The sequence below is a fragment of the Herbiconiux sp. genome (assembly GCF_004297105.1).
Taxonomy (GTDB): domain Bacteria; phylum Actinomycetota; class Actinomycetes; order Actinomycetales; family Microbacteriaceae; genus Herbiconiux.
Map to the genome: position 1 here is coordinate 153314 of NZ_SCVE01000008.1, position 22841 is coordinate 176154.

17 protein-coding genes are annotated in these 22841 nt (G+C 69.1%); 6 read left to right on the forward strand and 11 right to left on the reverse strand.

Features of this window, described 5'->3' with window-relative positions; genetic code table 11:
• The first annotated feature begins 99 nt into the window (after positions 1-99).
• Positions 100-3798 (forward strand): hypothetical protein, encoded by a 3699-nt coding sequence (locus EPO52_RS05305; protein ID WP_290802955.1) that lies wholly within the window; start codon positions 100-102, stop codon positions 3796-3798.
• A gap of 119 nt (positions 3799-3917) precedes the next feature.
• Here EPO52_RS05305 and EPO52_RS05310 read toward each other — a convergent pair whose 3' ends face one another.
• From EPO52_RS05310 to EPO52_RS05330, 5 genes are all read right to left on the reverse strand, one after another.
• A complete protein-coding gene (locus EPO52_RS05310; RefSeq protein ID WP_290802957.1) occupies positions 3918-6128 on the reverse strand; it encodes an HlyD family efflux transporter periplasmic adaptor subunit in 2211 nt (736 codons plus the stop codon).
• A gap of 1 nt (position 6129) precedes the next feature.
• Positions 6130-7092: a hypothetical protein gene (locus EPO52_RS05315; RefSeq protein ID WP_290802960.1), complete on the reverse strand. Its 963-nt coding sequence runs from the start codon at positions 7090-7092 to the stop codon at positions 6130-6132.
• Between the two features lie 65 nt (positions 7093-7157).
• A complete protein-coding gene (locus EPO52_RS05320) occupies positions 7158-8390 on the reverse strand; it encodes an ABC transporter permease (RefSeq protein ID WP_290802963.1) in 1233 nt (410 codons plus the stop codon).
• Positions 8387-9157: an ABC transporter ATP-binding protein gene (locus tag EPO52_RS05325; RefSeq protein WP_290802965.1), complete on the reverse strand. Its 771-nt coding sequence runs from the start codon at positions 9155-9157 to the stop codon at positions 8387-8389. Before EPO52_RS05325 ends, EPO52_RS05320 begins: the two co-directional genes overlap by 4 nt.
• Before the next feature lie 4 nt (positions 9158-9161).
• Positions 9162-10430 (reverse strand): biotin/lipoyl-binding protein, encoded by a 1269-nt coding sequence (locus EPO52_RS05330; protein WP_290802968.1) that lies wholly within the window; start codon positions 10428-10430, stop codon positions 9162-9164.
• Positions 10431-10597: 167 nt separating this feature from the next.
• Here EPO52_RS05330 and purF point away from each other — a divergent pair, with 167 nt between their 5' ends.
• The 4 genes from purF to EPO52_RS05350 all read left to right on the forward strand — a co-directional run bounded on the left by purF (position 10598) and on the right by EPO52_RS05350 (position 15274).
• Positions 10598-12058, forward strand: coding sequence for an amidophosphoribosyltransferase (purF, locus tag EPO52_RS05335; protein WP_290802970.1), 1461 nt, complete (start codon positions 10598-10600; stop codon positions 12056-12058).
• Positions 12059-12106: 48 nt separating this feature from the next.
• Entirely contained in the window at positions 12107-13378 is a 1272-nt protein-coding gene (locus EPO52_RS05340) for a putative Ig domain-containing protein (RefSeq protein ID WP_290802974.1), read from the forward strand.
• A gap of 53 nt (positions 13379-13431) precedes the next feature.
• Positions 13432-14712, forward strand: coding sequence for a putative Ig domain-containing protein (locus EPO52_RS05345; protein ID WP_290802978.1), 1281 nt, complete (start codon positions 13432-13434; stop codon positions 14710-14712).
• Positions 14713-14803: 91 nt separating this feature from the next.
• Complete coding sequence (locus EPO52_RS05350) at positions 14804-15274, forward strand: NUDIX domain-containing protein (RefSeq protein WP_290802981.1); 471 nt, start codon at positions 14804-14806, stop codon at positions 15272-15274.
• A gap of 67 nt (positions 15275-15341) precedes the next feature.
• Here EPO52_RS05350 and EPO52_RS05355 read toward each other — a convergent pair whose 3' ends face one another.
• Positions 15342-15872, reverse strand: coding sequence for a DUF664 domain-containing protein (locus tag EPO52_RS05355; RefSeq protein WP_290802983.1), 531 nt, complete (start codon positions 15870-15872; stop codon positions 15342-15344).
• Positions 15873-16031: 159 nt separating this feature from the next.
• Here EPO52_RS05355 and EPO52_RS05360 point away from each other — a divergent pair, with 159 nt between their 5' ends.
• The gene (locus tag EPO52_RS05360) at positions 16032-18341 is read left to right on the forward strand and encodes a transglycosylase domain-containing protein (protein ID WP_290802986.1); all 2310 of its coding nucleotides are present in this window, start codon (positions 16032-16034) and stop codon (positions 18339-18341) included.
• Between the two features lie 302 nt (positions 18342-18643).
• On the opposite strand, the gene EPO52_RS05365 is transcribed toward EPO52_RS05360, so the two are convergent.
• The 5 genes from EPO52_RS05365 to tatA all read right to left on the reverse strand — a co-directional run bounded on the left by EPO52_RS05365 (position 18644) and on the right by tatA (position 22809).
• Entirely contained in the window at positions 18644-19993 is a 1350-nt protein-coding gene (locus EPO52_RS05365) for an aminotransferase class III-fold pyridoxal phosphate-dependent enzyme (protein WP_290802988.1), read from the reverse strand.
• A gap of 50 nt (positions 19994-20043) precedes the next feature.
• Positions 20044-20637, reverse strand: coding sequence for a DNA-3-methyladenine glycosylase I (locus EPO52_RS05370; RefSeq protein WP_290802991.1), 594 nt, complete (start codon positions 20635-20637; stop codon positions 20044-20046).
• A 107-nt stretch (positions 20638-20744) separates the two neighbouring features.
• Positions 20745-21326: a hypothetical protein gene (locus EPO52_RS05375; protein ID WP_290802995.1), complete on the reverse strand. Its 582-nt coding sequence runs from the start codon at positions 21324-21326 to the stop codon at positions 20745-20747.
• Complete coding sequence (locus tag EPO52_RS05380) at positions 21326-22546, reverse strand: glutathionylspermidine synthase family protein (protein WP_290802998.1); 1221 nt, start codon at positions 22544-22546, stop codon at positions 21326-21328. The genes EPO52_RS05375 and EPO52_RS05380 overlap by 1 nt, the downstream gene beginning before the upstream one ends.
• 74 nt (positions 22547-22620) lie before the next feature.
• Positions 22621-22809: a Sec-independent protein translocase subunit TatA gene (gene tatA / locus EPO52_RS05385; protein ID WP_290803001.1), complete on the reverse strand. Its 189-nt coding sequence runs from the start codon at positions 22807-22809 to the stop codon at positions 22621-22623.
• Positions 22810-22841: the final 32 nt, after the last annotated feature.

Below are 22841 nucleotides of genomic sequence, written 5' to 3' on the forward strand. Positions count from 1 at the left end.
GTTCGGTCGCGCCCTTGACAGACCCCGATCACGTCGCCGACGATGGGTCGCGACTGCAAGACAACGATGTTTCTGCCGTGCCGAATGAGGAGCCGATCCATGCACCACAGCCCAGCCGCTTCGACTGCTCCGGGCGCTGCGCGCCACTCGGCCCGAGGCCGCTCCACGGTCTCCGCCGCTCTCGCCCTGGTGCTCGCCGGAGCCTTCGTGGTCGCCGCGCCCGCCACCGCCCCGGCGACGGCCGTTCCCGCGCCGGTGCACTACGAGCTGCCGAACTCCGACTTCAGCGCTCCACTGGAGAGCGGGTGGACGGTGGAGGGCGCCGCTCATCAGGAGCGCACCCTGGAGCTCGCTCCCTCAGGCGTCGCCTACCAGGGCGTCCCCCTCACGACAGACGGATCGGGCGCGGCCCGGGGCGACCTCGTGCGGGCCGAGGTCGACGTGACGCTGCACGGTGACGTCACCGCCGACTCCACCGTGCTGGCTCGGGTGACCGACGGGAGCGCGGTTCTCTCCGAGTGGAGCGACCTCACGACCCTGCCGCGCGGTCAGCGGGTCACCGTCTCCACGCAGGTCGTGTCCGCGGGCGGTCGAATCGGCAGCGCGGCTGATGCGGTCTACATCGAACTCCACAACGACACCGGCGGCACGATCGAGTTCCACCAGGTTCGGCTCTGGGTCGACAGCGGTTCGGGCGAGCATCCGGTCGCCCTGCCGAACGCGGACTTCGCCCAGGAGCTCGACGGCTCGACCAACTGGTCGAGCGCGCAGGCCCGCATCGCGTCCGCCGCCGTACTCGAGCCCGGTTCCGTGGTGTCGCGCACGGTGCCCGTGGGCTCCGATCCCACTCTGCCGATGCGCGGCGACGACGACGTGGCCCTGACGCTCGGAGCCTTCATCGACCCGCGCACACCCAGCGGCACCGAGACCCTGGGCGAGGTACGGAACCAGGGGGCGAGCCTCCTCCGCGCGGCGGACTCCGCGGGGCTCGCCCGAGCGAGCTGGCAGGATGTCGCGGCCACCGCATCCGGTGACACCGTGCTCGATGCCACGACCGACGGCCTGACCCTCGAACTGCGCAACACCACCGCCTACCCGGTGCGGCTGCGCGATGTACGGCTCACCGGCCTGCGCAGTGAGGGCAGCGACGACCTCGACGGGAACGGCGTGGTGGACTCCGCCGACGCCTCGTGGTTCAGCGCCCAGATCGCGGCCGGCACGAGCGACCCCGCCCTGGACTACGACCACGACGGGCAGGTGACGAAGAAGGACCTGTCGTTCTTCGTGCGCTTCGTGCTCGGCGACACCTCCGAGGTCTACGCCAACCTCTCTCACCTCGACTTCCTGAGCGAGCACGTGGAGCTCGACGGCATCCCGATGATGATCGTGCACCTGTATGCCGAGCCGATCGATCGCAACGATCTCGACAGCGGCTACGAGTGGGTCGGCGACCCGCAGGAGGGAGTCTCCGCGCTCGACGACGTGGCGCGCGCCGTGATCGTGTACGCCGAGCACTACTCGACCTACGGCGACACCCACAGCTACGAGCAGATGAAACGCGGCCTCGAGTTCGCGATGTGGATGCAGGCGCCGAACGGCGACTTCGACAACTTCGTGGCCCGCGACGCCGACGGGAACCTGTTCAAGAAGGACAGCGCCTCCTCGCAGACCGCGTTCAGCTACTGGGCGGCGCGCGCCTATGAGGCCATGGCCACGGCACTCCCCCTGATCACGGATGCCGATGCCGAGCTGGCAGATCGCCTCACGCAGCGCCTACAGCTGTGTCTCGACCGGGTGGGCCAACTCGTCTCCCCGGACTACGGTCAGCACGAGGCCGACGGCTCGCCGTCGTGGCTGCTCTTCGACGACAGCTGGCTCTCCGCCACCGCGGTCGCCGCGCTCGTGAAGCACGCCGCGTTGCTGCAGGGCCCTGAGCACGCTGAGGCGGTGACGCTGGTGAGCGAGCTGGCCGAGGGGATCGCGTACTACCAGGAGGGTGACTTCGACCGCTATCCGCTCGGAGCGGTGAAGCACAGCAACGGCAACTGGTACGAGTGGGGCAGCATCCAGACGAAGGCCCTGGCCCTCGCCGGGCAGCTCACCGGACACTCCGCCTGGATCGACGCGGCCAAGCTCTCCGCCGACAGCTTCCTCGCCGACCTCCTGATCTCGGGGAGGTCGATGGAGATCGGTCCGAACAAGAGCGGCCTCCCCGAGATCAACTACGGGACCGCGAGCTATGTCGAGAACTACCTCGCGCTCTACGCCGTGACGGGCGAGGTGAAGTACGCGGACATGGCGGGAGTGGCAGCCACCTGGTGGATGGGCCAGAACTCGCTCGGCACACCGATGTTCGATCAGAGCCGGGGCCTCGCATTCGACGGGATCACGATCGACGGCCTGAACAGCAACAGCGGCGCCGAGTCGGTCGACGAGGCCCTGCGCGCCATCCTCCGTGTGCAGCGGGTACCGGAGGCGCTGGCGGTGATGACCGCCACGAAGGTGGAGGAACGCACCGCGACGACGGTCGAGATCGAAGATCTGATCGCCGAGGGCCGGCCGGCCGATGAGCTGCTCGACCTCCCCGACGGCGGACTCAACGACCCCGCCCGGGCCGTGGTGACGCAGGGCGCCGGTTCGGGAGTCGATGAGCTCGCGGTGTACCAGGACTCCCTGGCGATCGATTCGACGCAGCCGATCTACCAGAACTGGCAGGGGTCGAACGCCCTCTTCGTCTCGGGGTCGGGGTACAACAACATCCGCCTCTTCGACGGCGGCTCGATCGAGACCAGGATCGGGGTCGGAGCGCCGGGCCAGCCGCACCCGGGCGATGCGCTGATGCTCGACTTCGCCGCCCTGCTGCAGTTCGGAACCGACCTCGACGCGGAGGTCATCTCGGTCGACGCCGGCGGGTCGGAGACGCTCCTGGCCGACGACAGCGGCTTCGGCTACAACCCGCGCACCTGGTACTCGGGGGCGGGCTCCGTGCGCACCACCCTCATCGACGCGGTCCCCGACGATTCGGCGGGCATCATCGTGCGCTTCTCGAACAGCTCCACGAACCCCGTCGCTCACGAGGGCTACGCCACGGTGACCCTGGCCTCGCTGCACCGCCTGGGCGTTCCCGAGATCCGGTACGGTTCATCGGCCTTCTCGAACCGGTCGTACGCGCACCTCGACGCCGGTACCACCGACCATGTCGAGTTCGACAGTCCGACGTCGGGAGACCACCTGCTGTTCCTGAGCGCCATCGAGCGTCAAGACGCCGGCGCTGCGGCCACGCTCAGCTCGCCGGGAGTCTTCACCGCCGATGCCGTGCTGTCGGGAACGGAGGGGACGGTGTCGATCCGGGGTCTCGGGCGGGCCGACCTCGATGCAGGATCGGTGCCCCTCGACATCACCGTCGGGGCGGGGGGCGCCGCCGACCTCGACGCGCTCATCCTCTATCCGGTCGAGAGCTACGCCGTGTATCGGCTGCTCGATGGCAGGGAGGTGATGGTGCTGCGCGACGCCGACGCGCACGCCCTCTATTCGGGCACTCCTGAGGAGGTGCGCAACCGCAGTGGCGCGACCGAGGAGCCGACAACGAGCGCTCCGCCCGGGGGCGGCTCGGAGCCCGAGCGGGGTGCGGGAACGACCACTGCCGGCGCAGGGTCGGCACAGCTCGCCGCAACCGGCACATCGCCGAGTCCGCTTCTGCCGCTCGGGCTGTTCGCCCTCGCGCTCGGCGCGCTGCTGGCCGCGTGGAGGGTGCGACTCCGCAGGCGTCCGACCTCCGCGGACCGCCTCGGAGCCTGATCGGCAGGCGCTGCAACACGCGTCCGCCTCAGGTTCATTCGCGCGGTAGAAGAGAACGCACCCCCCTCGACCCTCTGGCGAGGGGGGTGCGTTCTGTCCTTCCGTTCCTCGTGCGCGGACTAGTTCGAGGGCGCGCCCGGGAACGAGGCGCCGTCGGGGATGGTGAATCCCTCGGGCGGGGTGAAGGTGCCGGTGCCCGTGGAACCCGAACCGCCCAGACCGCTGAGGCCCGAGCTCGACGAGTCGTCGCTCGTTGAGGTGTCGAGCACATCCGAGTTGAGGTCGGCGAGCACGACGACGTCGCCCACGAGCAGACCCGAGGTGATCTCGGTGCGCTCCGAGCCCATCGCTCCGATCTCCACCACGGTGGACTGCGAGGTGCCGTTCACCAGGGTGTCCACCGTGTATGAGGAACCGTCACGGTGCACCGCGGATGTCGGCACGGTGAGCACCTCGTCCTGCGCGGCCACCGACACCGAGACCTGCGCCGAGGCGCCGTTCAGGAGAGCCTGATCGGTGGGGTCGATCGCGATCGTGACGTCGTACGACGGGGTCGACGAGTCGCTCGCGACGTTCAGTACGCCGATCGACGAGACGGTTCCCGTGAGGGGCGTCGCGCTCGACGCTTGCGTGATCGTGGCGGTCTGGCCCACGGCGAGCTTCGGCACGTTCGACAGCGTCACGGTCGAGGAGACCACGAACCCGTCGTCGCCGATGATGGAGATGACCGCGTCGGAGGAGGCCGCGCTCACCGTGGTGCCGCTCGTGATCGACACGGCCGCGACGGTTCCCGTGATGGGAGCCGTGAGCGTGGCGAGGGTGAGGTTCTGCTGCGCGATCGCCAGATCCGCCTTCGCGAGGTCGATCTCGGCCTGGTCGGCGAGGATGGTCTCGGCCGTGATGGTGGCCGAGGTACCCCCGGTGATGGCGGTTCCCGTCGAGGTCGTCGTGCCGGTCCCGGTGCCCGAGGAGTCCGTCGCCGTCGGGGTGGTCGCCGCGACCACGGTCACGGCCGACGCCAGGTGAACGGATGCGGTGGTGCCGGTCGTCGACGTACTCGCGCTCGAGAGGTCGGCCGAGGTGGCGCTCTGGTCGGCCGCACCGGTCGGGGTGCTCGTGCCTCCGGCTCCGGTGCCGGCGGTCGCAGCCGCCGTGGCGTCGGCGACGGCCGTCTGGAGGGCGGCCACCGCGTCGTCGAGCTGAGTCATGAGGTCGAGCACCGCGCTCTGCGCGTCGTTCGCCGTGGACTGCTCGGTCTGCACCTCGGTGATAGCGCTCTGGCAGGCGGCCAGATCGGCCTTGATGGCGTCGAGCTGGGCGTTCGCGTCAGCGGTCGGATCGGTTGCGGTTGCATCGCCTTCCGCGCCGCCGCTGCCATCGGTCGAGCCGTCATCGGTGGTGAGCGACTCGATGGTGGCCTCGAGGAACGGCTGGCAGGTGGCATCCGAGGTGGCGATGGTCTCCTGGGTGGCGGCGAGGGCGTCTTGCGCGGTGGAGTACTGCGCGAGGAGCGCCTCCTGCGCCGACTTCACCGCGGCGACCGCGGCGTCGATGGCCGTGGTGTCGAGCGTGGTGCCCGAGCCGGAGCCCGAACCGGAGCCCGAGCCGGAGCCCGAGCCGCCCCCGGGCACGGTTCCCGTGCCGGCGTCGGTGGCCGCCCCACCGGTGCTGGGAAGGCCGGAGGTTCCGGATGTCCCGGTGGTCCCGGTGGCCCCCGGCAGCGTGCCGGTCGACGTCGACGTCGAGGTCGAGGTCGAGGCGCTGCTCGTGGTGCCCGACGACTGGGCATCGAGATCGCTCGTGAGCTGATCCTCGGCGGCGGTGACGGCATCCTCGGCGGAGTCGATCGCGTCCTGCAGATCGGAGGTGTCGAGGGTGGCGAGCTGCTGGCCCGCCGTCACGGTGTCGCCCACCTTCACCGAGACCGACGACACGGTGCCGCCCACCTGGAAGGCCGAGTCGCGGCGCGTGGCCGAGGCGATGGTGCCGGTGAGCGCCAGGTTCTCATCGACCGTGCCGAGCGTGGCGACGGTGGTGCGGTAGTCGTTGCCGGATCCCTGCGAGAGGGCGAAGGCCGCCCCACCGCCGACCGCGCAGAGCACGGCCGTGGCGGCGACCACCGCGATAATGCGCCGTCTGCGCTTCTGCCGCGCCTTCAGCTTCTTGGGCGACAGCGCCGGGCGAGCGGGTTTCGCCGATTCCGTGGCCACAGCCGTCGAGGCCGCGGTCTCGGTGCCGGCGGCCGTGGCCTCCGTGCCCGTGGTACTTGATGCAGCGTCGGCGGGAGTGGCCGCCGGCTGTCGGGGTGTGCGGGGGGTACGAGGCGCCATCTCAGCTTCCGCTCGTCGAGGTACCGGATCCGGTACCGCCGGGACGCTGACCGCCGGGGCCTGCACCGAAGCCGGTGCTGCAGCCGCTGTCGCCCGCTTCGGACACGGCGAGCGAGGTCGCCGCGACGGTACCGCTCGAGTCCGACTCGCCCTGCGCCAGCACGCACGCCCCCACCACGAGAGCGGATGCATCGGCCGTCTTGGTGGTCGAGTAGGTCGTGGTGCCGTCGACGGTGACGTCTGTGGTCGACGTCGTGCCGTCGGCCGAGGTGGTCTGCACCGTGATGGTGGTGCCGCTGACCGCGGTCACCAGTCCGCTCGCGAAGCCGCCGAAGCCGGCGGCGCCGGCGCCGCTCGAGCCGTCGGGCGCGCCCGTGGGCATCACACCGTCGGGCACGTCGGTCGGCATCGCTCCGTCGGGGAAGTCCGTCGGTGGCGTGCCGCCGCCCGCCGCAAAGCCGCCTGCGCCGCCGAAGCCGGTGGTGCAGGTGCCGTCGGTGGCCGCGGAGATCGTGACCGAGGTGGCCGCGGTGGATGCGGCATCCGTCGAGCTGGAGTCGGTGCTGCTCGATCCGGGCGCACCCGCACCGCCGAACCCGCCACTCACCGTGGTGACGCACACGCCCGCCGTGACGTCGGAGAGTGCGGCCGCGACCGTCTGGGTGATCGTGGTGGAGTCGGAGTAGGTCACGGCCGTCTGCGAATCGGTGTCCTGCACCTGGAGCGTGGTGCCGGTGATGGCCGCGATCTCGCCCGAGGTGCCTCCTCCGCCCGGCAGTCCGCCGGCCGGGGCGCCGGCCGCGCTGGTGGCGGCCGGCACCGAGTCACTCGAAGCGGTGGTCGACGCGCAGGCCGACATCGCGAACACGCCGGCGGCGGCGAGAAGGACCCCGGCGCTGATGTACCAGTGCCGGCCGGAGCGGCGGGTGGGGGAGGTCTGTTCGGTGGTGTTTCGGATTCTCATGGCAGTGGTTCCTTCTGTGCGTGAGGTGAGGCCTGAGGCGTCGGTGGGGTCGGAGGGTGCGGGGGTCATTCGCTGCGCAGCGCGTCGATCGGGGCCAGCCGGGCCGCCCGGGTGGCGGGGTAGACCCCGAAGATGAGGCCGATGGCGATCGCGACCCCGATGGAGAGGCCGACGGCCTCGGGCGAGATCACGATCGACGAGCCGACCACCCCCGGGAGCGCCAGGGCGGCACCCATTCCGAGCACGGCGCCCAGCACTCCGCCGGTGAGGCCGAGGATCGCGGCTTCGACGAGGAACTGCCTCCGGATCGCCCAGGGTGGCGCCCCGAGCGCCTTGCGCAGCCCGATCTCGCGAGTTCGCTCGGTGACCGAGACCAGCATGATGTTCATCACGCCGATGCCGCCGACGAGCAGCGACAGGGCCGCGACGCCCGTGAGCAGTACGGTCAGCGTCTGGTAGATCGAGGTGGCCGTGTCGACGAGCGCGTTCTGCGAGCTGATCGTGAAGTCGGCGGAGTCGGCCGACGAGATCGAGTGCAGGTTCAGCAGCACGGCCTCGGCCTCCTGATAGGCGGCGGCGAGCTGGCCATCCGATGCCGCTTTCAGATAGATCGTCGACACCGAGTTCGCCGTGGTTCCGCCCACCAGCTGGTTGGCGGCCGTCGACAGCGGCACGATCGCCACATCGTCGAGGTTCGACGACGAGTCGGACCCCGCGGATGCGAGCACCCCCACCACCTCGAAGGTGTGCCCGTCGATGGTCACCGACTGCCCCACCACGTTCGTGGTGCCGAACAGCTCGGTGGCCGTCTCCGATCCCAGCACGGTGACCGCGGCCTGGGACGCCTGATCCTCATCGGTGATGAACTCGCCCGCGATCAGGTCGCGGGAGCGCACATCGAGCCAGGACGCGGTGGTGCCGGTGACCGTGGTCGTCCAGTTGGTGTCGTTGGCCTCGAGCGCCAGCGACGTCGACTTCTCGGCGGCCACACCCTCGATGTCGGGGGCGTTCACGCTCGAGGCGAGAGCGGTCGCATCCGCCGCCGTGAGGGTGGCACTCGTGCCGAAGCCGCCGCGCACTCCCGAGCTGTCGGTGCTCGAGCCGGGCGAGACGATCAGCAGGTTACTGCCGAGCGACGAGATCGAGGCGCTGACGTCTTTCTGGGTGCCGAGGCCGAGGCCCACGGTGAGGATGACGGCGGCGATCCCGATCAGGATGCCGAGCACGGTGAGCAGCGAGCGGAGTCCGTGCGAGCGCACGGCCGCCCAGCTCGTGCGGAGGGTCTCGCTCCAGTTCATGCGGCACCTCCGGCGACGGTTGCGAGCAGGGCGCCCTCGGCCGTGTCGCCCTGGATCAGGCCGTCCTTGACCCTCACGATTCGCCGGGCACGCTGGGCCACCTCGAGCTCGTGCGTGATGAGCACGATCGTGCGGCCGAGATCGTGCAGTTCGTCGAAGAGCCCGAGCACGTCTTCGGTGGAGACCGAGTCGAGGTTTCCGGTGGGTTCGTCGGCCAGGATCATGGTGGGCTCACCGACCAGGGCGCGCGCCACGGCAACCCTCTGCTGCTGGCCGCCCGACAGCTCGCCCGGCTTGTTGACGAACCGCGATCCGAGTCCCACCCGCTCGAGCGCCCGCTCGGCGCGCGCCCGCCGTTCGTGGCCGGGTACCCGGGCGTACATCAGCGGCAGCTCCACGTTGCGCCAGGCCTCGAGCGAGGGCAGCAGGTTGAACTGCTGGAACACGAAGCCGATCTCCTTGTTGCGGATCTCGGCCAGCTCGGCCTCATCGAGGTCGTCGACATCGTGGCCGGCGAGGCGGTAGTGGCCCGTGGTGAGGGTGTCGAGGCATCCGAGGATGTTCATCAGCGTCGACTTGCCCGAACCGGAGGGGCCCATGATGGCCACGTACTCGCCCTGGCGGATCTCGAGGTCGACCCCGCGGAGGGCCTCGAACTCGATCGTGCCACTGCGGTACACCTTGCGGGCTGCCGTCAGTTCGATGACCGGTTCGCCGTATTCCTTGTCGGGCATGTTCCCGTTCGCGATCGCTCGTGTGGTGGTCATGGGCTCAGTTGCCGCCCGTCGTGCCGCCGGGGAACTGGCCGCCGCTCGGCAGCTGGCTCGGGTCGAAGCCCTCGGGCAGGGTGCCGCCGCCGGGGAAGCCGCCGGTGCCGGTGCCTGTACCTGTGCCTGTTCCGCCGTTGCCGGAGCCCGGGGTGAAGAGGGACACGGCCACGAGGTCGCCCTCGGCGATACCGCCGGTGATCTCGGTCAGCGTGCCGACCGTCTCGCCGACCGTGACGGTGGTGGTGGTCTCGTTGCCGTCGGCGTCGACCTTGTTCACCGTCGTGGTGCCGTCCTCGGCCGTGGTGACGGCCGCGCTGGGCACGGTGAGCACGTCGGTGCGGCGCTCGTAGACGATCTTGGCCGTCACGGAGACGCCGTCGTACAGGCCCTCGGGCGAGCCGGTCACGGCGACCGTGACCGGGTACGCGGCCGAGCCCGACGAGGTGGAGGGAAGCATCCCGACCGTGCTGACGGTGCCGAAGAAGGCCGTGCCGTCGTCGGTGGAGAGCTCGACCTGGTCGCCGACGGTGACGTTCGCGAGATCCGTCTCGCCGACGGAGAGGCTCACTTCCCAGGAGTCGGTGCTCACGATGGTGAAGGCGCTGGTGGAGGTCGTCGAGGTGGAGCTACCGGTTCCGGATGCGAGGCCACCCGTCGTGCTCGTGCTGGTGCCCGTGCTGGCGCTGCTGCTCGATCCGGTCGTGGTGTCGCCGACTTCGAGGTTCACCGCGGTGACGAGGCCCGAGACGGGCGCCACCAGCGTGGCGTCGGCGACGGCGGCATTGGCCTTGTCGGCGGCCGCCTGGGCTTTGGCGACGGATGCCTCATCCGCCGCGATCTGGGTGGCGGATGCGTCGGTGCCGTCGTCGTCGGCCTCGGCCGACGCCAGAGTGGCCTGCGCCTTGGCGAGCGTGGCCTGGGCGGAGAGGGCATCCGCCTGCACCGTGAGGGTGTCGACGGTGGCGAGCACCTGGCCCGCCGTGACGGTCGCGCCCGCCTCGACGTTCACCGCGGTCACGGTGCCGGCCACGGCGAAGTCCACGTCTTCCTGCACCGTCGGCGCCAGGGTGCCGCTCGTGTCGATGGTCTTCTCCATCGTCTCGAGCGAAGCCGCGACCGACGTGGTCCTGGTGGCGGCCTGGGCCGACGACGACGCGTTGGCCGAGAGAATCGCCCAGGTGGTGCCGCCGCCCGCCACGATGACCACCGCGACGGCGATCACGATCCAGGTTCGCGGACGAATCCGTTTTACAGTGTCGGCGAGTTTCATGATCTCCCTCTGAAAGGCCGGGCAACAGACTCGTCGACTGTAGGAAGGCGGACTATGCGCACCTTCTCAGCAACCTTTCACTTTCCTATGAGTGCGTCACCGGACGTGCGGCGGATGCCCGCACCGCACTGACATGGGGCGCGTTCGCGCAGGATAGAATCGGTGCAATGTGCGGCATCGTGGGCATCGTTTCGTCTGAGCCCGTCAACCAACTCGTCTACGACTCCCTTCTGCTGCTGCAGCATCGGGGTCAGGACTCGACGGGTATCGCCACCGCCGAAGGCGACATCTTCCACATCGTGAAGGCCAAGGGCCAGGTGCGCGAGGCGTTCCGCACGCGCGACATGCGGTCGCTGCTCGGCACGATGGGCCTCGGGCACGTGCGCTACGCGACGCAGGGCAAGGCCTCCTCCGAGCAGGAGGCGCAGCCGTTCTACGTGAATGCGCCCTACGGCATCATCCTGGTTCACAACGGCAACCTCACGAACACGCGCGAACTCACCAGCGAGCTCTACAACATCGACCGTCGGCACCTCAACACCGACAGCGACACCGAGGTGCTGCTGAACGTGTTCGCCAACGAGCTGCAGTCGCAGATCACGGGCCTCTCGCTCGACCCCGACCAGATCTTCACGGCCGTCTCCCGCGTGCACGAGCGCGTCGAGGGCTCCTACGCCACGATCGCGATGATCGCCGGGCACGGGCTGCTCGCCTTCCGTGACCCGTTCGGCATCCGGCCTCTGACCCTCGGCGGGCGACTGCTGGAGAACGGCCAGATGGAGTGGGTCGTGGCATCCGAGTCGCTCGTGATGGAGAGCCTCGGCTACGACGTGGTGCGGGATGTGGAACCCGGTGAGGCCGTGTTCATCACCCTCGACGGCGAGCTCATCGCGAAGCAGTGTGCGCCCGCGCCCCGGTTGGTGCCGTGTTCGTTCGAGTACGTCTACCTGGCCCGCCCCGACTCGGTGCTCTCGGGCATCTCGGTGTACGAGGCCCGGCTGCGACTCGGCAACTACCTCGCCGACACGGTGGCCCGCTATACGCCGATGGGCGACATCGACGTGGTGATGCCGATTCCGGATTCCTCGCGGCCGGCTGCCATGCAGGTGGCCCAGAAGCTCGGCGTCGAGTACCGCGAGGGCTTCTACAAGAACCGCTACGTGGGGCGCACGTTCATCATGCCCGGGCAGGCGGCGCGCAAGAAGTCGGTGCGGCAGAAGCTGAACGCGATGTCGAGCGAGTTCAAGGGCAAGAACATCCTCATCGTCGACGACTCGATCGTGCGCGGCACCACCTCGAAGGAGATCGTCGACATGGCGCGCCAGGCCGGCGCCAACAAGGTCACCTTCGCCTCGGCCGCTCCCCCGGTGCGCTTCCCGCACGTCTACGGCATCAACATGCCGTCGCGGCACGAACTCGTGGCGCACGACCGCAAGATCCCGGAGATCGCCGCGGCGATCGGCGCCGACCACCTCATCTACCAGGAGGTGGCCGACATGCAGGCCGCCATCACCGAGGGCTCGCCGTTCGTGCGCGACCTCGAGATGAGCTGCTTCACGGGCGACTACGTCACGGGCACGGTCTCGCCGGAGTACCTGTCCTGGGTGGAGAAGAACCAGCTCAGCTGATCATTCGAATGCCTGGCAATACCATGTGAGGTGAGCTATTCTCACTTCATGATCCGTAAGAAGCACCTCCTCGCTGTCCCCCTCGTCGCGGCCCTCGCCTTCGGAGGAGCGGCTGCCGCTCAGGCCGCCCCGCTGGTCGACACGTCGTTCGCCACGTTGCCCGCGGCGTCCCATCCCGTTGCGGTCACGAGCGAGGGGGTGGAGAATCTCTCGCTCTACTCCGCCAACTCCGACGGAACGATCTCCGAAGTGCGCGAAGACGGCACGGTGTCGACTCTCTTCGACTTCGGCCTGGGAGCGCACCCGTGCGCCATGATCACCTCCCATGCGGGCGAGCTCTGGATCGTCAACAGCGGCACGGGTACCATCGTCGAGGCCAACGTCTACAGGCGCACGTATACGAGCTTCCCCGCACCGGTCGGCAGCGAATGCTCGATCACCCAGGCTCCGGGCACCTTCGCGCCGATGTACGTCGTGAGCAGCGCATCCGACTCGGTGCTCGAGATCACCGACTCCGGGGCGGTGAACCCGTCGTTCGCAGTGCTCGCGGGCGGAGCGTCCCCTCGGTCCATCGACGCCGACTCGGTCGGAAACCTCTTCACGGCGAACTCGGGAGACGACACGGTATCGAAGATCACAGCGGCAGGGGTGGTGACTCGGGCGTTCGCGTCGCTCACGACCGCGGGCGGCCGCGTCGAGCCGCGTGCCGTCGCGACTGATCCGAGCACGGGTGACGTGATCGTCGCCGGATATCGGTCGGGAACGCTGTCACGGATCAGCCCCTCCGGAGTCGTCTCCACGATCGTCGAGCTGTCGGGAGCAGCCCATCCCCACTCTCTCGCCACCACATCGCTCGGAGACATCCTGGTCGCCGAGGAGGGCACAGCGAGCGTGGGCATGGTCGCAGCGGGAACCGGCACGACGTCAGTGCTGATCGATCGAACCGACACCGATTTCATTCCCACCGTCGTCGAAGACAGCCGCGGGATCGTCTTCTCGGCAGATGCTTCAACGAATGAGCTGATGAGAGTGGGCCTGGGCGCCGAGATCACCACACCTCCCTTCACGGCCCTCACGCTGACCACCGGAACGCCCTTCAGTCACCAGTTCACCGCGACGGGCGTCGATCCGATCACGTTCGAATCCCGGGGCCTGCCACCGGGTCTGACGTTCGATGCGAGCACCGGGCTGCTGAGCGGCACACCGACGGCGACCGGGGTCTATCGGTCGGCACTGTTCGCGCGCAACGCGCTGAGACTCGACCCACTCCAGATCTCCATCACCGTGCTTCCCGGCGTGCGCCCAGCCCCGCGCTTCTGAGTGGTAATTACTCAGGCGCCGCACGCTTGGGGGTGACATATGCTCACATGTTCATGACCCCTCAACGATTCGCACTCGCGCTTCCGCTCATCGTCGGCATGGTGTTCGCCGGCGTCGCCACCGCGCACGCCACCCCGCTCATCACTCCGTCGTACGCAACACTGCCCCCCGCGTCGCATCCGGTCGCCCTCGCCGGAGCCAGCGACGGCTCGGTGTACTCCGCCAACTCCGACGGAACCATCTCGTCGGTCGACAGCCACGGCGTGCTGACGGCGCGAGCGTTCGACTTCGGGCCGACCGCGCACCTGTGCGCCATGACGATCGACGATTCGGGCGATCTCTGGGTCGTGAACAGCGGGAGCGGCACGGTCTCCATCGTCAACCCGGGCTGGGGTTCGGTGAGAACCTACGGCGCTCCCGTCACCGGCGCGATCGACTGCGCGATCACTCGACCCCCCGGCTCGGCATCGCCCGCCTACATCGTCACCGATCTCGTGGATTCCGTGACCTCGATCAGTGAAGTCGGCGTCGTCGACGCGGCCTTCGGTGTCCTGCCGCCGGGGGCTGCACCTCGTGCTATCGCCTTCGACTCCTCGGGTTCGTTGTACACCGCGAACTCGGGGCTCGACACGGTGTCCCGCATCACCGCCTCCGGTGCGGTCACCGCCGACTTCGCTGCGCTGAGCGCGCCGACCGGCACGGTCGAACCACGGGCCATCGCGGTCGATTCCCGGAACAACGTGGTCGTCGCCGGATACGCGTCCGGAAGCATCTCGCGCATCACGCCGACCGGCACCGTGACGCCGGTGGTCGAGCTGGATCCGAGCGCTCAGCCGCGATCTCTCGCCATGAACGCCATGGGTGACCTGCTCTACGTCGACGAGAGCGACTCGAGCGTCTCTCTCATCCCTGGTGACGGCTCGGCGCCCTCGGTCCTCTTCGACCGGCCTGACGGCAACTCCCTCCCTGCCGTGACGGCTGACCGCAACGGCGCCATCACCGTGGCCGATGCCACGACCAACGAACTGATGAGGATCGATCTCGGAGCTCGGTTCCGCGATACTCCAACCGGCCCGATCGCCCTGGTGACCGGCGTGCCGTTCAGCTATCGTTTCGAAGCCACCGGCAACGAGCCGTTCACGTTCCGGGTGCCGTGGACGCCGAGCATTCCCGACGGTCTGTCGTTCGACCCTGCCACCGGCATCCTGAGCGGCACGCCGACGAAGACGGGTACCTTCCGCGTGGGCTTCGAGGTCAGCAACGCACTCAGCAAGAGCGAGTACCTCGCCACCTTCATCGTGACTCCCGGTGTGCGGCCCGCGCCGCACTTCTGACGCGACTCGTCGCGTTGGGTCGCAGCATTGGTCGCCTTCTGCCCGATTGCGCGACGGATGCTGCGACCCCACGGGTCGGTAGGCTCGGGGCATGGCTACCCCTGACTTCGTGCTGGCTCTGCGGGAGAAGATCGGGAGCGCTCCCCTGTGGCTGAGCGGGATCACGGCCGTCGTGACGCGGGAGAACGGCGACGTGCTACTGGTGCGCCGCGCCGACAACGGCGCCTGGACTCCCGTGACCGGCATCATCGATCCCGGTGAGCAGCCCGCGGTCGCGGCCGCACGCGAGGTGCTCGAAGAGGCCGACATCGTCGCCGAGCCCATGCACCTCGCCTGGGTGCACTCGATCCCCGAGATCGTGTACGCGAACGGCGACCGGTCGAGCTATCTCGACCTCACCTTCCGGTTCCGGTACGTCTCGGGCGAACCGTTCCCCGCAGACGGCGAGAACTCCGAGGCCGCCTGGTTCGCGCTCGACGCGCTGCCGCCGATGTCCGATGAGATGCACGCGCGCCTCGCCCACGCCCTCGACGGCGTGCCCGAGGCCCGCTTCGAGTTCTAAAGCGCGCGAGACGTCACATTCCGCGCATCCGGAGGCGTTTTCGCGGAGAGTGACGGCTCGGTGGGGGTCAGCGGCGCTGGAGGAGGCCGCGTACGAAGGAGGCCTGGCCGGCGTGCTGCAGGTCGTCGGAGATCACGCTGACGAGGCGCACCGCAAGGGTGACGGGCGGATCCCAGTTCTCGTCGACCACGCGATCGAGGGCGTTGCGCGCATCCGGCCCGGCGAGTGAGCGCAGGTAGGCGACGGTCGCCGCGTACACCGCCTCGTGGTACCCCACCAGAGACTCGGAAGTGACGCCGGGGCCCGCCACCTGCGCGACCTCGGCGGCCGACTGGCCGTACCCCGTGGCATCCGGATCGAAGGGCAGGACGAATCGCTGCTCCCAGCCGCCCGCCGTCCACACCTGCTCGGTGCCGGCCACCTCGGCGATGTGGTCGTCCTGCACGCGGGTGAGGTGCCAGACGAGCCAGGCGATCGTGTTGGCCTCGGAGTCGACCCGCGCCGTGAGGTCGTCGGGGTCGAGGCCACCCGCTGCCCGCCGCACGGTGTCGCGGATGCGGGTGAAGGCGTCTTCGAGGATGTCGATGCTCGCGGTCATGTCGTCAGCCTAGGCACGGATGCGCAGCAGGAGAAGCGGCGGCCTGCTGGCGGCGGCGACTGCGACTGCGGCTGCGGCTGCGGCGGACTCAGCGGATCCCCACCCGGGACGCGAGACCCTATCAGCTTCTTCCGGGCAGCCTCCCGTACGCTGGCACATATGCCCGAAAGTCCCCACCGCTTCGTGAGCGCGTTCCAGCGCCTGGTCGACGGCACCAAGCGCCCTGTGCTCCTCATTTTGGGCCTCAGCGTCATCGCCGCCCTGCTCGTGACCGTGATGGCCGTGCCCGCCATGGCCGTCACCGGCGTCTACGCCTCCCGCACCGCCGACGTGCTCGACACGCTGCCCGACTCCATCCGGCCCTCGACGCTGGCCCAGAAGTCGGAGATCTACGCCACCAACAGCGACGGATCGAACACCCTCCTCGCCACCGTGTTCGACCAGAACCGGCAGGAAGTCGGGTGGGACGCCATCTCGCCCTACGTGAAGGATGCCGTGGTCGCCACCGAAGACCCGCGCTTCTACGAGCACTCGGGCGTCGACATCGCGTCGACGCTTCGCGCGGCACTCGGCAACGTGGCATCCGGCGGGGTCTCGAGCGGAGCCTCCACCATCACGATGCAGTACGTGCGCAACATCCTGGTGCAGCAGGCCACCCAGCTCCCCACTCAGGCCGAACGCGACGCGGCCTACGAGGATGCGACCACCGAGTCGCTCGACCGCAAGCTCACCGAAATGCGGCTCGCGATCGCGCTCGAGAAGCAGTACTCGAAAGACGACATCCTCCTCGGGTACCTCAACATCGCGAACTTCGGCGGCTCGGTGTACGGCATCGAGGCGGCAGCCAACTACTACTTCGGTGTCTCCGCGGCCGACCTCACGCTCGCCCAGGCCGCCTCGCTCGCCGCCACGGTGAACGCGCCGAACGCGCTGCGCATCGACCAGGCCGAGAACATCCCCGACAACCAGGCCCGCCGCGACAAAGACGTGCTCGCCTCGATGCTCAAGCAGAAGACCATCACCCAGGCGCAGCACGACGAAGCCGTTGCCACCCCCGTGACGCCGAACATCACGGTGCCCACCACGGGCTGCCAGGCGGCCGCATCCGGGGCCACCTACTTCTGCGACTACGTCACCTGGATCGTGAAGAACGACCCCACCTTCGGCGACACCGCCGACGAGCGCTGGTCGAACTTCAAGCAGGGCGGCTACGAGATCTACACGACCCTGAACACCGAACTGCAGGCCAACGCCGACGAAACGATGAAGAAGTACATCCCGTCGTCGATGGAGGACATCGCCATCGGTTCGACGATCGTCACGGTCGAACCCGGCACGGGCCGCATCCTGGCGATGGCGCAGAACACCAACTTCACCGAAGACCCCTCTGTCACCACCGCCGGATCGACGGCCGTGAACTACAACACCGATATCGACTTCGGCGGTTCGTCGGGCTTCCAGGTGGGGTCGACCTACAAGGTGTTCGCGCTGGCGGAGTGGCTGAAACAGGGGCACACGCTGAGCGACCGGGTGAGCGGCAACGAGACCACCTGGGACATGTCGACGTTCCCGAACTCGTGCACGACCCTCGGTGGCGAGTGGGAGCCCGCGAACGACGGCAGCTCCCGGCCCGGCACGATGTCGGTGCAGAGCGCCCTCACGAACTCGGTGAACAACGCCTTCGTGGCGATGGCCCAGCAGATGGATCTCTGTCAGATCAAGGACACCGCACAGTCGCTCGGCGTGCACCGGGCCGATGGCGCCGACCTCGATACGCAGCCCTCGTCGGTGCTCGGCACGAACGAGATCGCGCCGCTCACCATGGCGGCCGCCTACGCCGGCATCGCGGCGAACGGGCTGTACTGCACGCCCGTCGCGATCGACCGCATCGTGGCTCCGGATGGCACGGAGCTCACGCCTCCGGCCGCATCCTGCACCCAGGCGCTCGACCCGAAGATCGCGTCGACCCTCGCGTATGCGATGCTCGGGCCGATCGAGAGCGGGACCGCGACGGCATCCGACCCCGACGACGGCATCACGCACATCGGCAAGACCGGAACCACCGACAACGAGAAGGACACCTGGATGGTGGGTGCCTCCACGAAGGCCGCCACAGCGGTGTGGGTGGGCAACGTCACGGGCAATGTGTCGATGACGGAGGTGGAGCCCAACGACTACTCCGGCAGCACCGTTCGGCACCGCATCTGGCGCGCCGTGATGACGGAGAACGACGACATCCTGGGCGGGGGCGACTTCCCCGACCCCGATCGCACGCTCGTGAACGGATCCTCGACCCGTTACGGCAGCGGCACCGACTCGACCCCCACGCCGACGCCGACCCCGACGGCCACCGCGGAGCCCACCCCGACGCAGACGCCGGTGGCGCCGGTCGACCCGGCAGTGCCGGCGACGCCCGCGGCCCCGGCCGCAGGCACGGGCGGCGCGGCCGGCGGCGCAGCCGGCAACTAGCCTGCTAGCCGGCGGCCCGAGTGCTGCCCACCCGCGAGCAATCGACGGACTTTCCCTGCCGATTCGGCCCGAGAGTCCGTCGTTTGCTCGAATCGCGCCGAATCTCCGTCGTTCCCGCCGCCGACCAGCAGGATGCTTGCGAGGCCGGGGACGACCACACCGATGACGGGAAGGCACCCGTCAGCACCAGCCACCACCCGGGAACACCAGTCCTCCGGGAACACCGGTCGCCACCCGGGAGCAGCGGGCGCCCGCGGAGAGGGGCGGCGCCCTGCGGCGGGCGGCGGGCGGCGGGCGGCGGCTCAGGCCGAGAGCTTTGCCAGGGCCTCTTCGATGACGGTGGCCGCGTCGTCGATGAGCTCTTCGGAGATGACGACGCTCGGGAGGAAGCGGAGAACGCTGTCCCACGAGCCGGCGTCGAGCACGATGACGCCCTGCGAGGCGGCGTGCGCGATGACGGCCTTCAGCGCCTCGGGGTTCGGCTTCTTCGTGCCCGGGAGCACGAGCTCGACGCCGATCATGGCGCCCTTGCCGCGCACCTCGCCCACGATCGGGAACCGTGACGGCCAGTCGCCGATGCGGTCGAAGAAGGCGCGTTCGACGCGCTGCGCCTCGGCGATGAGCCCGTCGCGCTCGATGATGTCGAACACGGCGAGAGCCGCGGCAGTGGAGACCGGGTTGCCGCCGAAGGTGCCGCCGATGCCGCCGGGCTGCACGGAATCCATGATCTCGGCGCGGCCCGTGACCGCGGCGAGCGGGAAGCCGCCCGCGATGCCCTTGGCCGAGGTGATGAGGTCGGGCACCACGCCGTGGTGCTCGATGGAGTACCAGGCACCCGAGCGGGCGATACCGGCCTGGATTTCGTCGGCCACGAACACGATCCCGTTCTCGGTGCAGAACTCCGAGAGCCGCTTGAAGAACCCGGGGGCGGGGATGACTATGCCGCCATCGCCCTGGATGGGCTCGACGAACAGCGCCGCCAGCTCGGTGGCCCCGATGTGGGTGGTGATGTAGTCGATGGTGCGCTCGGCGGCCTCTTCACCCGTCATGCCCTCCGGGTCGCGGAAGGGGTAGCTGATCGGCACGCTGTAGATGTCGCCCGGCATGGGGCCCATACCCGCGCGCTCGGGCCAGGGGCGGTACGTCATGGCCATGGTGAGGTTGGTGCGGCCGTGGAACGCGTGGTCGAGCGTGGCGATGACGCGGCGGCCCGTGTACTTGCGGGCGATCTTCACCGCGTTCTCCACGGCCTCCGCCCCCGAGTTCACGAGGATCGACCGCTTCTCGAAATCGCCCGGCGTGATCGATGCCAGCTTCTCGGCCACGAGCAGGTAGTTCTCGTAGGGGGTGACGGTGAAGAGGGTGTGGGTGAGCTTGGCGGCCTGCGCGGCAGCCGCCGCCGCGACATCCGGATGCGCGTGACCCACCGTGGTGACGCCGATGCCGCAGCCGAGGTCGATGATCTGATTACCGTCGACGTCGACGAGGATGGCGCCTGACCCGTGGTCCATGTAGATGTCGGCGAGGGTGCCCGCACCCCTCGACACGGTCTTGCGGCGCCGCTCGTGCATCTCGCGCGACTTCGGGCCGGGCAGCTCGGTGACGAGCTTGCGTTGCTGCGGAACGGAGAAGGAGTCGACAGAGATGGCCATGCTCCGAGCCTAACCGGCGACGTGTTTCGCCGCGGTTTCGCCCCGCGCGCTCACGGGGTGCGCACCTTGCACGGGCAGGAGTCGACGTGGTCGTCGACCACACCCACCGCCTCGAGGTAGGCGTAGAGGATGGTGGAGCCCACGAAGGTGAAGCCGCGCTTCTTGAGGTCTTTGCTGAGCGCATCCGACAGAGGAGTGGTGGTGGGCAGGTCGCCAAGGCCACGCGGGTGGTTCACCACGGTGACGCCCTCGACCCACCCCCAGAGATAGTCGGCGAAGGTGCCGAACTCCTCGCGCACACGCAGGAAGGCGAGCGCATTCTTGCGCGTGCCGAAGATCTTGAGCCGATTACGGATGATGCCCGGCTCGCCCATGAGAGCCTCGAGCTCGTCGTCGCGCATGGTGGAGACCGCGTCGTAGTCGAACTCTTTGAACGCCGCCGCATACCCCGCGCGCCGGCCGAGGATGGTGGACCACGACAACCCCGCCTGCGCTCCTTCGAGCACCAGCATCTCGAAGAGGTGCCGGTCGTCGCGCGAGGGCACACCCCACTCCTCGTCGTGGTACCGCCGCATCGCTTCGGAGCCGTTGGCCCAACCGCAGGTGCCGTCGTCGAGAGGGAAGGTGAGAGCTGAGGAGGTCATGACCCGATCCTCGCAGTCGCGGCCGACAGCGGGTGCGTCGCGGCACAACTGTGGGTAAATCGCATCCGTTTCGTCGCCTGTGGAGGAGAAGACACCGCAGCGGATCCTCAGCCGCCCGCCGACTCCCCGAACCCCGACTTGCCCGACGACCCGAACCCGCCCTTCAGCGGAGCCCGCTCCCCCACCCGTGAGCCCGCGGGCGCGGGTGACACGACATCCGACTGCACCTTCGCGCCGGGCGCCGCGAAGCCGCCGCTCGGCACCGTGGCCCATCCGGAGACGTTCGGCGAGTTCCAGCGCGAACCGGCGAACAACAGTGGCCCGAGCCACAGCCCCGAATAGTGCGCGTTGGGATAGCGACTCGAGGGCTCGCAGAGCTCCTCAGGAGTGTCGACGATGTCCTCCCCCTGCTTCTCGAGCACCGCGATCTGCTCGGTGACGTCGGCGATGCACGCCTCCTTCGAGTCGTACATGGGCCGCTCGGCATTCTCGGGCACGACGTACTTCTGGCCGTCGGCGCCCTCGAGAACCACGCCCTCCTCGGTGGGGGCGCATCCGGAGAGGGCGAGAACCGCGCCGGCCACGGAGGCCACCGCGACCCCGCGCCGAACCGAACCACGGTGCGACGCGGCGATGCCGGAGAGCACGACCCCGCCGCCGCCCACGCCACGAACAGTTCGAACGGCCATCAGCGGCCACCTCCCAGGGATTCGGCCTCGATGACATGCGGCACGAACTCGGCCAGGTCGCCCGTGATCGGCCCGCTGGTCTCCCGCAGGTCGATCCCGGCGGGCGTCTCGCCCACGATCCAGCTGCCGATGACGGCCGTCTTGCCCTCGATCGGAGCGAAGACCGCCCGCTCCTGGAACACGAACCCCTCGTCGCCGTAGGCCCCTTCCGCCGAAGCGACGAGATGCCCGCTGCCGTCGAAGAGCGACACGTTCGCGCCCTCCCGGCCGAGCCGCGGCTTCGACACGTGGGGCCGGCCGCGGAGAGCGGCCGCATCCGTGAACGCCGGAAGGAGATTCGGATGCCCCGGGAACAGTTCCCAGAGCACCACCAGCAGCTGTTTGTTGCTGAGCAGCAGCTTCCAGGCCGGCTCGACCCACTGGGTGGTGCCGCGGCTCGCGGCGAGGAAGCCGCCGAACTGCTCGGAGATCATCCACTCCCACGGGTAGAGCTTGAAGATGTGACGGATCGGCTCGTCGTCGGCGTCGAGGAAGGTGCCGGCATCGACGCTCCAGCGCACGTCCTCCATGAAGATCAGTTTGGGATCGAAGCCCGCTGCCGCCGCCGTCTCGGCCATGTAGGCCACGGTGTCGAAGTCCTCGACGATGAGCTCGCCGTCGCCCGTGTCGTGCAGCGAGGCGAGGTGCAGTCGAGCGCCCGGGGCGAGGCCCCACCGGGCGGTGCGGATGTGCTCCCACTGCTCGATCAGCAGTTCGTGCAGGGCATTGAACTGGTCGGTGCCCTGCGGCTGGGTCTCTTCCAGCCACTGCCACTGGGCCGCCGCGGTCTCCACGAGCGAGGTCGGGGTGTCGGCGTTGAACTCGAGGAGCTTGATCGAGCCGGAGCCGGCCCCGGATGCGCCCGCGCGCCCGTCGTAGGCCAGATCGAAGCGGCCGTAGACCGTGGGGTCGTCGTCATCCCAGGATGCGCGCACCAGCTCGTGGAAACGCTCCGGGATGCCGAACTCGTCGAACCGCCCGGCGCGCACGATCACCTCGACGGCGTCCATGCACCGGGCGAAGAGCTCCTTCGTCGCCGCTTCGAGCGCCTCGATCTCGGCGAGGGTGAACGAGTAGGCGGCACTCTCGTTCCAGTAGGGGCGGCCGCCCTCCGACTCGAGATCGTAGAAGCTGAAGCCCACGGCGTCGCAGCGTTCGCGCCAGTTCTCCCTCGGAGTCATGGGCACCCGTCGCATTCGTCAATTATGTCGCGGCCGCACTCCCCTCAGGTCCGTCACGCCGCACTCCGCTCGGTTCACTCGTCCGTCTTCGCCGCGGGCTCGCCGCCGCCATCCTCCTCGTGGAGCTTGCGCGTCTCGCTCTTGAAGATCCGCATGGATTGACCGAGGCTCCTCGACAGGGCGGGCAGCCGCGTCGCTCCGAAGAGCAGGAGGATGACCGCCAGGATCATGAGGAGGTGCCAGCCGGTGAGGTTTCCGAGCATGAGGGTGTCCGATCGTCGAGTGAGGCCGCGCG